The 12923-nt window shown below is 40.8% G+C and carries 8 protein-coding genes; all 8 read left to right on the top strand.

Features of this window, described 5'->3' with window-relative positions:
* Positions 1-19: 19 nt before the first annotated feature.
* On the top strand, positions 20-958 hold the full coding sequence (locus G6053_RS27540; RefSeq protein ID WP_165309207.1) for a glycoside hydrolase family 43 protein: 939 nt from the start codon (positions 20-22) through the stop codon (positions 956-958).
* Between the two features lie 150 nt (positions 959-1108).
* A complete protein-coding gene (locus tag G6053_RS27535) occupies positions 1109-2533 on the top strand; it encodes a sialate O-acetylesterase (protein ID WP_165309206.1) in 1425 nt (474 codons plus the stop codon).
* 457 nt (positions 2534-2990) lie between these two features.
* Positions 2991-3575, top strand: a complete 585-nt coding sequence (locus tag G6053_RS27530; protein WP_165309205.1) for a sigma-70 family RNA polymerase sigma factor — start codon at positions 2991-2993, stop codon at positions 3573-3575.
* Positions 3576-3631: 56 nt separating this feature from the next.
* Complete coding sequence (locus tag G6053_RS27525; protein ID WP_165309204.1) at positions 3632-4777, top strand: FecR family protein; 1146 nt, start codon at positions 3632-3634, stop codon at positions 4775-4777.
* A 31-nt stretch (positions 4778-4808) separates the two neighbouring features.
* Complete coding sequence (locus G6053_RS27520) at positions 4809-8414, top strand: SusC/RagA family TonB-linked outer membrane protein (RefSeq protein ID WP_241254861.1); 3606 nt, start codon at positions 4809-4811, stop codon at positions 8412-8414.
* A gap of 12 nt (positions 8415-8426) precedes the next feature.
* Positions 8427-9851 (top strand): RagB/SusD family nutrient uptake outer membrane protein, encoded by a 1425-nt coding sequence (locus G6053_RS27515; RefSeq protein WP_108634934.1) that lies wholly within the window; start codon positions 8427-8429, stop codon positions 9849-9851.
* 20 nt (positions 9852-9871) lie between these two features.
* Positions 9872-12322 carry a zinc-dependent metalloprotease gene (locus G6053_RS27510; protein WP_241254860.1) on the top strand — a complete coding sequence of 817 codons (2451 nt, stop codon included), beginning with the start codon at positions 9872-9874 and terminating at the stop codon, positions 12320-12322.
* Between the two features lies 1 nt (position 12323).
* Positions 12324-12866, top strand: a complete 543-nt coding sequence (locus G6053_RS27505) for a DUF3347 domain-containing protein (RefSeq protein WP_108634935.1) — start codon at positions 12324-12326, stop codon at positions 12864-12866.
* Positions 12867-12923 lie beyond the last annotated feature (57 nt).

Raw genomic sequence — 12923 nt, 5'->3', positions numbered from 1 at the left:
TGTTCATAATGATATTAACATGAAAAAACAATTTCTAGTTACACTCTTCGTTGTATTGACTTGCCTGGTTAAGGCACAATCTCCTGTCTATCTTTTTTCTTATTTCATAGGTAATGGCGCCGATGGGTTACATCTTGCTTACAGCTTGGATGGACTGAAATGGGAACCTTTGAATCAGGGTAAACCTTTCTTAGAACCAACAGTGGGAAAAGATAAACTGATGCGCGATCCCAGTATTTGCCAAGGGCCAGATGGGACGTTTCATCTGGTATGGACTACCGGTTGGTGGGATAAAATTATCGGATACGCCTCTTCTAAAGATCTTATGCATTGGACTGAGCAAAAAGCAATACCAGTCATGGTAGATGAACCTGAGGCTAAAAACGCTTGGGCTCCGGAGCTTTTTTACGACAAAGTAACAAAAGAATACTATATCATTTGGGCTACTACCATTCCCGGAAGACATAAAGAAGTACTGACCAGTGACAGTGAAAAAGGGTTAAACCACCGTATGTATAGCGTGACGACAAAAGATTTTAAACGTTTTTCAAAAACCAAGCTATTTTTTGATCCCGAATTTAGTGTAATTGATGCCGCCATTATACAGCAGGCCAATAGGGAATATATGATGATTTTGAAAAATGAAAATTCTAACCCGCCTGAGAAAAATATTCGGATCACGACAACGAAGAGTTTAGCCAAAGGATTTCCGACTACTGTTTCTAAGCCTATTACAGGTGATTACTGGGCGGAAGGTCCTGCTCCGTTGCAAGTTGGGGAATATATTTATGTATATTTCGATAAATACCGTGACCACAAATATGGAGCTGTACGCAGTAAAGACGGTGTCAACTGGGAAGATGTTTCTGATTTGGTGAGTTTTCCGAAGGGAATTCGTCATGGGACAGCTTTTACGATAAATCAATCCGTTTTATCAAATCTATTAAAAGTAAACTGATAGTTTAGCATGAGATTCCTTGCCTTCGATTGTAGCTTCTTTTTTGTGATAAACAGTGAAGTGCAGGTTGCATATCGATGAATAGATACTTAATTTAAGCTCATGAGTTCGGAATTTATATTGACCAACATACTTACACAAACAAACATTATGAAGAAAATTCTCCTTTCCATACTTTTAGCAGCGCTGGCGCTGAGTACGCAGGCTAAAGTTAAATTACCCCATGTTTTTGGGTCGAATATGGTGCTTCAGCAAGGTAAGTCAGTTGTTATATGGGGGCATGCGGATCCTCAGGAGAAGATTGAGGTCAGTTTAAAGGGTTTGACAAGAAAAACAGTGGCAGATCAAAAAGGTGCATGGAAAGTTACCTTTAAAGCACAAAAGGCAAGTTTCCATGCATTTACGATTGAAGTCAAAGGGGATAATACATTGTTGTTGGAAAATGTTGTTGTTGGTGAAGTGTGGCTATGTTCGGGGCAGTCCAATATGGAGTATACGATGCAATTACGTAAGGGGTATAAGAAGCCTGCTGTTGGAGTTGATCAATCGGAGGAAGAATTGCTGCAGCCTGAAAATCCAAAAATTCGCTTATTCCTTGTTGCCAAAAAGAAAGGGCCGCAGGAGGATGTGGAAACTAATGGATGGGAAATTGCCAGTCCGAGCTCACTTGCACCGTTTTCCGCTCCGGGTTATTTCTTTGGAAAGACATTGCAACAACAGCTGAATGTTCCTGTGGGTTTAATTAGTTCATCCTGGGGCGGCAGTAGAATAGAGCCATGGACACCCTTGGATGCCTATCAAAACTCCAGTCTCTTTAAGCTGGAGACGCAAAATGGTGAAACAAAAATTGAAAATGCTGTTGCTGGGGAGATGTACGAAGCGATGATCCGTCCATTGGCGCCTTTTGCCATGAAAGGCTTCATCTGGTATCAAGGTGAAAGCAATCTGATGTTAGAGGATGCACGTTATTATGCAAAACAAAAATTGCTGATCGACACTTGGCGTCGTGTCTGGCAGGATAAAAATATGCCATTTTACTATGTCCAGATTGCACCTTATTATTATAGTAAAAGGAATGACAAAACAAAACACAATGCAGAGGCATTGCCTTGGTTCTGGGAAATCCAGACAAAATGCATGAATATTAAACATTCGGGAATGGCTGTCGTAACTGATTTGGTTGATGACCTTTCTGATATACACCCCTCCTATAAATGGGAAGTGGGGCGTCGTTTGGCATTGTGGCCCTTGGCATTAGACTATGGCCAAAGAAATACTGTTTTTTCGGGACCGCAATATAAAAGCAAAAAGATAGTCGAAAGTAGCATAATACTGAATTTTAAATATGCTGGTAGCGGATTGCAATGTAAAGGCGATCAATTGACATGGTTTGAGATCGCGGGGCAGGACGGTAAATTTGTACCTGCTGAGGCGAAGATCGATGGTAATCAGGTTGTTGTATCCGCAGCATCGGTAAAATCACCAAAACAGGTCCGCTTTGGCTGGAATGAAATCGCCCAGCCCAATTTCTTTAATAAAGAGGGATTACCTGCATTACCTTTCAGAACGGAGTAGTATATTTTTGTTCTTTTTCTATTGAAGTCTCTACTTTTGAAGCTATCAAGTTGTTACTGAAATGACGAAGTTGTAACTATAGTTGCCATCCAGTAATAGACGGTTGTTATAAAAAAAGGTTTTCAAACGGGGAGAATGAAAACCTTTAAAATAACCAATTAATCCTAAATTTATGATAAAAAATATAATGCTATCTAATAGTTTTCTTTCATTACCACTGAATTACTCACTGCACTAAATCGACGATGAGTCCGATTTGATAATACAAGTTTAGGGATATAGAATTGTTTTGTCATCCTGTGCTGTTCTGCTTGTTTGACTTAATCAAAAATCCTAAAATGAATATAATATGGTCGCTCGAAAGCTATTGACGTTTATATTAAGTTGAAAATTTGTAAATTTGACGACTGGTTAGGTGTTTAAACAGCATACTATCTGCCCTTTTGAAAAGTTTAAAATGGATGTTACCGCAGAAAATAAGCTAATGATTTCGCTTTCCCAGGGAGACGAACACTCTTTTTTTGCTTTATACGAGTGTTACAGCCATGCCCTATTTTCCAATGTTTTCCGAATGGTTAAAGATAGGCAAGTTAGTGAAGAGATTGTGCAAGATGTATTCCTAAAAGTCTGGCAAAAGAGATTTACCATTGATCCGAATCGAAGTTTTAAATCCTGGATTTTTACAATTGCAAAAAATGATGTTATTTCTTGGTATAGAAAATTAGCTAAAGAAACTGCACTGCAGGAAAATTTATATCAACATTTCGAGCACCTCTATGTCATGGAAAAAGAGGGGGATATTCAAGAAAAACAGGCCGCATTATTAGAAAGAGCGCTCAATACCTTAAGTGAGCGCAGAAAAGAAATTTTTATTTTATGTAAAATAGAACAGAAAAGTTATGAGGAGGTCGCTCAGAAATTGAATATTTCCGTATCTACTGTAAGTAATGCCATGGTCAAATCCAATCAACATATTCGCCAATTTGTGCAGGATCACTATGATGAGATTTTAATAATTCTTGTTACGTTCTATTTTTTTTAAAAAAAATACGATAGCAATAGTGTTTTTGCTAATAAGTTGCGTATTAACTTATAGATATGGCAAAAAAAATAGAAAATATTTACAAGAGCTATTTGAATGGAAGTATCAATCGTGTTGATCTCGATACGCTGCTTCTATATTTTGAGAAAGCTGGTGATGATGAATTGAATGCGCTGACTTCCTTTGCTATTGAAGATTTTGAGGCGGATCAAGTCGAAGAATCTTTCGCTGCGCATATCCCTGTTATTAGGCAGCGATTGGAAAATAAACTGAACGAGTTCAAAAAGCAGCCTATCCGTTTAAGATATAGAAAGAGCTGGTGGGCGGCAGCGTCCATTCTGTTTGTGGCGGGATTGGCCACATGGTTTTATGCAAAACAAAGTCCCAAGCATTCCGATGTGATAGCCCCTTCGGAACCTATTTTATATGTTAAAGATAGATCTGGTAAAGAAATAGCCATTTTGCCAAAAACAGACTCGATTTGGACAGTAGGCGATATTGCCTTTTCTCGGATCGACAGTCAAACTGTAAAAGTAATCGCAGTAGGTAAAAATCCAAGTTTGCAAACGATATATACTCCTAATTCGGACTTTAGGTTAGTTTTGGAGGATGGTAGTAAGATTACGATGAACGCTGCATCAACCTTACGGTTTCAGCTCCCTTTTACCCCTGCTAAAAGAGAAGTTTCTTTGGAAGGGGAAGGTTACTTTGAAGTCGCCCATGATGTGCGAAGACCATTTACAGTAAATGCTGGTGCTGCAAAAATCGAAGTATTGGGAACTGTATTTAACGTACGAAATTATGCGAGTGATGGGCGAGTTACCACATCTCTCATGTCTGGACGGATAGCCTTAAGTAAATCGGGGACCTCTGAAAGAATTGTCCTCCGCCCCGGCGAAACAGCTGTAACCGATCAGAAAGGAATACATATCGAAAATTTGGCTCCTAAGCAAGCTGTTGCTTGGACGGTTGGCTACTTTGATTACCGGGATCAGTCACTTCGCGTTATCTTGTCAGATATGTCCAGGTGGTATGGCGTAGATGTCGATACCATTACGCTACCTACTGATCAATCGATCTATATGAAGGTTCGAAAAAATATTCCATTACAGGAAATGTTGAATCTATTGAATGAAGCAAGTGGTCTAAATTTTCAATTGAACAATAAAAAAATCACATTAAAAGCTACTCATAAAAAATAACAACTAAATAGTACATTTACCTTAATCTACCATGTCACACCTAACCGAAAAGCAACCGGTATTTTTACGAAAATACCTGAGTTTGGTTGCTGGAATTGCCTTGATGAGCATGATTGACCCCTATGAATTACATGCGCAACAGGTACAATTGAATTTTAAAAATGCCGATGTCAAAGAGGTGATTACGAGTTTATCGGATCACTACGGCTATGAATTTGTATTTGACGGCAATCTGCTCAAATCGGCGCACCCGATCAGTGTTAATCTGAAACTTTCAAGCGTCGAAGATGCTTTATCCATTTTGTTTAAGGATCAGCCCTTCGGCTATCGTTTGGAAAACAAACGGATTATTCTCTATCGTAAAGCTGTGTCAACCATTAGTCAGCTTGTACGCGGAAAAGTAATAGACAGTTTGGGTAATACCATTCCCGGCGTGTCTATTCATAATTTACAGGATGATAGCCAGACGATGAGTTCCGGAGATGGTGATTTTGAATTGAACGTCGCTAGCTCAGACATTCAATTGTCTTTTAGGCATGTTTCTTTTAATGAAAAGGTCATGCACTTCAGCCCGGAACAAATTGCTCGGCCCGTCCGTGTGATGTTGAGTGCAAAGGAGTCTATGCTCAACGAAATTATGATAACGGGATATCAACGTATCAGCAAAGAACGTAGTCCTGGAGCTTATACCGGTATCAGCAATGATCAATTGAACAAACAGATTAATACCGATTTGACTTCCGCGTTAGAAGGTCAGGTGGCTGGGTTGACCTATATCAAAAATCCAACGCGCTCCGGTGCAGACAGCCCCATACTTCGGGGCATTGGCACCTATTCCAGTCAGGTGACCACCAATCCACTCATTGTTGTCGATGATTTGCCGACGGAGTTCACCTTGAACGATATTAATCCCTATGACGTTGAGTCCGTTACCGTTTTGAAGGATGCGACAGCAGCGTCTATTTACGGTGCCCGTGCGGCTAATGGCGTTATCGTCGTGACCACCAAAAAAGGGAAAGGGCAAGGTGTTTCCGTGAACTTTAATGTGGACCAATTCATCACGCAGAAACCGGATATCTCCAAAATGCACTATGCGCGTACATCGGATTTAATCGATTATGAAATTGATGTATATAAGAAGGAGCTATCCCGTTATGCGAATAGTGAATCGCTATTTAATTACTATGGAAAGCTGGGCAGTGGCAGTCTAAAATATTATTCACCATTGTATGATCTATTTCGAAAGGAATCCATTGGTGCGATTAGTCAGCAAGAACGGGAGGCAACGATCAATTCATGGCGGAGCAACGATTATATTAAGGAGTTTACGGACAATGTCTGGCAGAATGAAACACGTCAACGTTATAACGCGAGCATCTCCCAGAACTCCACTAAGAGCAATACCTTTGTTTCTTTTAATTATGATAAGGGAAAGGGACAGGTGGTCAATGAAAAGAATGAGAAATTCAACTTATATCTAAAGTCGGGCTTTAATTTGACCAAGTGGTTGTCTGCAACAGTAGGACTGAATGGTACGTATACAGTAAATAAAGAAACCGACGGCGTTTACAATAATGTGTTCTTGCAACCACGTTATGCTCGCATCAAAGATGAAGGTGGCAACTTAGTCTATACACCGTACGTTGAATTGCCCAGTTCAGTAGGACCAGGCTCTGCCATTAACGGCGAAACGGCGGAACAAATTGCTGCAAATGGAAATCTAAAAAGTACATCCTTTAATGTGCTTGAGGCATTAGGGGAGGGCATTGAAAGTAATAAAAGTCTAGGCCTTCGTGCTTTTACATCGTTGCGGGCCAATATTTACAAAGGACTTTCTTTTCAGACACAGTTTTCATATGAATTGGGCCAAGCAGCACGTGAAAGCTTCTACGATGAAGATAGCTACATGATGCGTGTTGCATCAAATGCAATGGTCAGTTACAATGATGCGACGGGTATTTATACCAAGAATTTACCTGCTGGAGGACGTTACTATCAATTTGAGAGCAAACGCTATAGTTACACCTTTCGGAATCAGTTTAACTACGATAATACCTTTGGACAATATGGTCAACATCAACTGACAGCATTGGCCGGATTCGAGATGCGACAGTCACATGTACCACGCTCAATTGAACAATTGCTTTTAGGATACAACCCAGTAACATTGACTTCGACAACAATTGATTGGGCAACCTTAAGTAAAACAGGAATAACGAGTTATGTGTATGGGGGAAACAACCGACTATCTGATTTGAATGGTGGGGCGCAAACAGAAACTTTACATCGATATACTTCACTTTATGCCAACGCAGGTTATACATATAATAATAGATTTAACTTGACTGGAAGCATACGGGTAGATCAAGCAGATCTATTTGGTGTAGATCCAAAGTTTAAATATCGCCCTTTATGGTCCGTCGGAGCTGGCTGGAATGTCAGCAACGAAGGCTTTATGAAAAATGAAGACTGGTTGAATTCACTCAAACTGCGGGCTACATATGGTATTACCGGTAACGTGGATCAAGCCAGTTCCAGCTATGGAACTGCAACCTGGAAATCGGATAAACTTTTCCCCTATCTGCAGTATTTGGAACAAAGGTCATTGCCAAACCCCATGTTACGCTGGGAAAAAACAACAACCACCAATTTAGGGATGGATTTTTCGATTTTCGACAACCGCCTTTCGGCTAGTATCGATGCATATAATCGATATAGCTCGGATTTATTGATTAATTCTGTTCTTGATCCTACGGTGGGGGCCAGTTCCCGTGTGATTAACAACGGTGCACTGCGCAATAAAGGGATTGAGTTTAATATCAACGGTGTATGGTTGAAAAAGAAAGATTTTACGGCAAGTACACAGCTGGTATTTTCCTTTAATAAGAATAAGGTGGAGAAAGTGAACGGCTTAACTTCTACAGCCCAATCGTATGTTGGTTCACCAAGTAATTACTTTTTTGAAGGAAGTAGCTATAATTCAATCATGGCTTTTCGCTATGGAGGCATGGTGAATGGCTATCCTTATTTCTTGGATCAAAACGGTGAATCAAATGTTGTCTTTGATGAGAACGGTACACCGACGAGCATCAAAGAAATTACCTCGCCGGAGGCACTGGTAAATATGGGGACCTTGTTTCCTAAGTATACAGGTTCTATCAATCAACGTTTGCGCTATAAAGCATTTGATCTGTCTGCGATGTTCGTTTTTTCGGGCGGACATAAACTGCGTAAAGATGCGATCGACTTAGCAAGTGATAAGCTGACAAACGCGGGCTTGGTCAATCGATGGGCAGAAGGTGCGGATAATGATTATCCAAGATTACTGGTTGATTATCCAGACAAATTACGTACCGATGCGAGCAAACTATCTACCTTATGGCGGAATAGCGATAAGCAGATTGTTTCTGCAGATTACATGAAGCTGCGAAATGTGGCTGTGGGTTATCAATTACCAAAACAATTAGCGCAGAAAGCGGGGATGCAAAACGTCAAATTAACCTTGCAGGTGAATAATTTATGGACCTGGACTGCGGCTGGTGATGATATCGATCCAGAAGCCTATTCGCTCAATAGCGGAACACGCAATTTGCCACTGGCTAAATCATTCCTCATGGGGCTTTCATTAACTTTTTAATCTGAATCTACGATGACTTTTAAAACTTTAGCGGCGGCATTTGTGACTCTAGTGGTCTTTTCCGCCTGCGACAAATACCTCGATATAACACCAAAAGGCTCACAATTGGTGAGCACCGCTCAAGATTATTACGATTTGGTCGCTTATCCCAATAGGGGCTATCCGATTAATAACTTTCAATATTTGGTCGATGACCAGTATATGAAAGAATCCAATGTAATCGGTTTGACGCCTAATATGAATACCATTAACTTTTTGTTCCAAGAACAAGAGGATCGGGTAAGCCGCATTACCGCATCGAGCTTTTACAATCAATGTTATAAATATATTGCACAGTGGAATATGATTATTTCCTTGGTTGATGAAAGTACAGGCGATAGTCAATTAAAGACCCTAGCCAAGGCTGAGGCCAAGATGTTTCGGGCCTTTGATTATTTCCATTTGATCAATGTCTACGCCAAAGCCTATGACGCGAATACCGCTTCTCAGGATGGCGGTGTCTGTATTATGGATAAATATGACCTTGAAGCTAAGCCGGCAAAATCAACGGTACAGCAGGTATACGATTTTATCCAAAAGGATATCGAGGATGCTTTGCCCTATTTGCAGGAGAAACCTACGAATCCCTATCATCCGTCACTGGCCTTTGCTTATGCATTGAAGGCGAAGGTGCATCTTTTCAAAAGAGAAGTTGTTGAAGCGCAAGCTGCTGCAGAAAAAGCCTTGCAGCTTAACGGACAGCTAATTGATCTTGTTCAGTATGAAAAGTTAGGGGGGCCAAGCAAGACACCTATAATCGCTGAAAATAACCCGGAGGTATTAAGCTATATGTATGTGAATGGCTATACGGAGATGAATTTTGGTTATAGCTATATCTTAAGCCCAGAATTGACAAGTATGTTTGACAAGGAAGACAAACGCTTTAGTCTATTTTATACGACCTCAAATGCCAGTTTTCTGGATATTGGTGCTGGAGCAAGTTACTACAACGTGAAATACACTGCTTTTTTCTTCCCCACAGTGGGACTGAAAACACCAGAGATTTACCTTATGCTAGCCGAATGTTATGCCCGTCAGGATCAATTTACAAAGGCTATTGACATGTTGAATACCTTACGTAAAACCCGGATCGAAGGCGATAAAGCAATTCTGGCAGTTCCAACTACCCGAAAAGAAGCGATGAATCTAGTGATAAACGAACGCCGTAAAGAATTGCCAATCGGTTTCCATCGTTTTTTTGATTTGAAACGCTTGAACCTAGAACCTGACTATGCCAAAACACTTGTTCGTGTATTCCCTATTGTCAATAAGACGGTGGAGCAAAAGACCTATACATTGGCCCCAAATTCACGAATGTATATTATTCCATTTCCATTGGATGCCATGAAGTTAAACCCAAACTTACGTTTAAACACGGATGAAACTGTACCGTTTTAATATATGCTATTACATTACACATGAAAAACAAAATTATCTATAGTTTGCTTGCCTTGCTCTTGTTCGGCGGTATGGCTCAAGCCCATCAAAATTTGACTCCGGTAGACACTATAAAATCAAAAAATGATTTGGATGAAGCCTATGAAAAGATTTTAAAGAAGAAAAAAATTGCCCGTTCCGGCGTATTTAATGTCTTTGAGTCTGACAAAAAATGGTATCTAGAAATACCGGACAGTCTGTTGAACCGTTATTTCCTGACGGTAACGCGCTTGGTGTCAGCCCCACAGGGATTCCCAATGTATGGCGGTGAAAAGCTGAATGAACAGACACTTTATTTTGAGAAAGGCCTGGGTGACCGTATACAGTTGCGGGCAGCAATTTATAAACAAGACGCCCCGGAAAACGACGCTATACGGATCGCACTAGTTCAGTCTCAGGAAGATCCAATCATCGCTATTTTAGATATAAAAGGACTTAATCCGGCAAAAAACGGCTATCTTATCGATGTGACAGATCTTTTTCGCAAGGACAATGCGGCGATTTCCTTTGACAGCAAAATAAAAAGTGAAAATAAATTGTCATCACTGGCAGACGACAGATCTTTTATTACTGATATGAAAGTCTTTCCGATCAATTTAGAAGTGAAGACTACAAAGACATATTCATCCACCTCTGGTACACCAGCAGCGAGTTTGACGGGAGCGATGACTTTTACGACCAATACATCCATGGTATTATTGCCAAAAGTGCCGATGAAAAAGCGGATTTTTGATGATCGTGTGGGCTATTTCGCCAATAAATATATTTTATTCACCGATAAAGATCAACGCTCCAAAGCGTTGAATTTTATACAACGCTACAGACTTGAGCCTAAGATCAATGATGTGTCGCGATACTTAAAAGGTGAACTTGTAGAACCACAAAAGCAAATTGTATACTATATAGACCCCGCGACGCCCAAGAAGTGGCGCCCTTATCTCATCGCAGGGATCAATGACTGGAACGTCGCATTTGAACAAGCCGGATTTAAGAATGCAATCGTAGGCAAAGAGTGGCCCGAGCAGGATACGACCATGAGCCTGGAAGATGCGCGTTTTTCCGTCATCCGTTACTTTGCTTCTGAAAAAGCAAATGCTTATGGGCCTCGGATTTCAGATCCTAGAAGCGGTGAGATTATTGAAGCGCATGTCGGTTGGTATCATAATGTCATGAAGCTTGTCCAACAGTGGTTTATGGTACAAGTGGGGCCATTAAACAAAGCTGCTCAAAAAATGCAGCTGGATGACGAAGTGATGGGGCAGTTAATTCGCTTTGTTTCTTCACACGAAGTGGGACATAGTTTGGGGCTACGGCATAATATGGGGGCGAGCAGCCAAACGCCGGTCGAGAAATTGCGCGATAAGAAATGGGTTGAAAAACATGGACATACCGTTTCGATCATGGATTATGCCAGATTCAATTATGTAGCCCAGCCAGAAGATAACGTTGCGCTTGCTGGAATATATCCACGCGTAGGCATGTACGATAAATGGGCCATTCAATGGGGGTATCAATATCTTCCACAGTTTTCGACTGGTGAAGAAGAGCGGGGTTATCTTACAAAACAGGTGACAGATAGTCTGATGGTCAACCCAAAGCTATGGTTCGGTGGGGAAGGAAACAATGAAGATCCGCGTAGTCAGAAGGAAGATCTGGGCGACGATTCTATGTTGGCGAGTACCTATGGCCTCAAAAATTTAAAACGCGTCGTTCCCCAATTGATCGCATGGACAGACGAGCCTTCGGATGATTACAGCAACCTAAAAGATATGCATAAAGCTGTCCGCGGACAATTTAATCGCTATTTATACCATGTGCTAAAAAATATCGGAAGTCAAGAGATTACGAATAAAGTCCGGGGTCAAAAAGGAGCCGTCTACGCGGCTGTTCCCAAAGAAAAGGTAAAAGCAGCAGTACACTATGTAAATGATAATGTATTTGCGCCACCCTTGTGGTTGTATCCTGACAATATACAGTCCCTTATTGGAATAGACGCCAATAAAGAAATCAATGATCAACAAGAGCAGATGCTCAACATGCTGATGAGTCCCGGTTTGCTTTATAATGTTTATATCAAGTCTCTAAGCAACGAAGACCCTTACACCTTGAATGAATATTTGGAAGATGTTGGTCATGGAATATGGACATTGCCCGGTGGTGATCTTCGTATTGATGCCTTCAAACGTGGCCAGCAACGCTTTTTTCTGGAACGGGTAAATCAAGTTGTTAACCCGAAAATCGGACCTGGGTCGGATATTATTACACAGGCACAGCGCAGTGACGTGCAACTGTATGTCAGAAATTATCTGCCAGGTTTGATTGAGCAGATCAATCTGCTTAATGCCAAGCAAACAGATCAACTCAATAAGCAGCATCTGAATTTGATGCTGCAAGAAATTAAACGTATTCAAAATCAAATAAACAAAGACTAAAATGAAAAGTAGATTTAAAAAAATGTATGTGGCATGCGTGATCGGCTTCATGCTGGTTTCTTGCCAATTAAGCCAAGGGCAGGATAATGCACAAGCACAACGAGACAGATTATTTAAGGCCTACATGGAAGTTAAAAAGGATATTACGGATGAGAATTTCGCCGGTGCTAAGGAGAATGTCGTTCAGTTAGAAAAAGAAGTACAGAACTTTCGGCTAAAAGGTCTGCAGCTTGACGATATGATGCGCCTCAAGAAGGTCAGTCAGACCATGAAGGCAGACGCTGCCGGCTTAAAATCTGCGCAGGATATGAAGGCAATGAAGGTTTCATTCTCTGCAATTACGCAATCCCTATTTACCATTATGGAAACGATGAAATGTACAGATGAAGCCGTCTACTTACAATATTGTCCGATGGAAAAAGCTTATTGGTTGAGTTATGACAAAGAGATTGAAAATCCTTACGCAGCTTCCATGCGTAATTGTGGACAATTGGTTAAGGGTATGGCGACAGAAGATTATCCTGAGCCCGTAGCCTGTCATTAAGGATCTTCGAAGAAATTACAACAAATCAGGTAAGTTCAGGACACTTTAGTGTCCTGA

Source organism: Sphingobacterium sp. DR205 (genome assembly GCF_011064245.1).
Lineage (GTDB): Bacteria > Bacteroidota > Bacteroidia > Sphingobacteriales > Sphingobacteriaceae > Sphingobacterium > Sphingobacterium athyrii.
This window is presented reverse-complemented; position numbering and strand designations above follow the sequence as displayed.

Excerpts from the sequence above, each read along its gene's own strand:
- G6053_RS27540 (WP_165309207.1), top strand. The coding sequence starts at position 20 with ATGAAAAAACAATTTCTAGTTACACTCTTCGTTGTATTGACTTGCCTG.
- G6053_RS27535 (WP_165309206.1), top strand. The coding sequence starts at position 1,109 with ATGAAGAAAATTCTCCTTTCCATACTTTTAGCAGCGCTGGCGCTGAGT.
- G6053_RS27530 (WP_165309205.1), top strand. The coding sequence starts at position 2,991 with ATGGATGTTACCGCAGAAAATAAGCTAATGATTTCGCTTTCCCAGGGA.
- G6053_RS27525 (WP_165309204.1), top strand. The coding sequence starts at position 3,632 with ATGGCAAAAAAAATAGAAAATATTTACAAGAGCTATTTGAATGGAAGT.
- G6053_RS27520 (WP_241254861.1), top strand. The coding sequence starts at position 4,809 with ATGTCACACCTAACCGAAAAGCAACCGGTATTTTTACGAAAATACCTG.
- G6053_RS27515 (WP_108634934.1), top strand. The coding sequence starts at position 8,427 with ATGACTTTTAAAACTTTAGCGGCGGCATTTGTGACTCTAGTGGTCTTT.
- G6053_RS27510 (WP_241254860.1), top strand. The coding sequence starts at position 9,872 with ATGAAAAACAAAATTATCTATAGTTTGCTTGCCTTGCTCTTGTTCGGC.
- G6053_RS27505 (WP_108634935.1), top strand. The coding sequence starts at position 12,324 with ATGAAAAGTAGATTTAAAAAAATGTATGTGGCATGCGTGATCGGCTTC.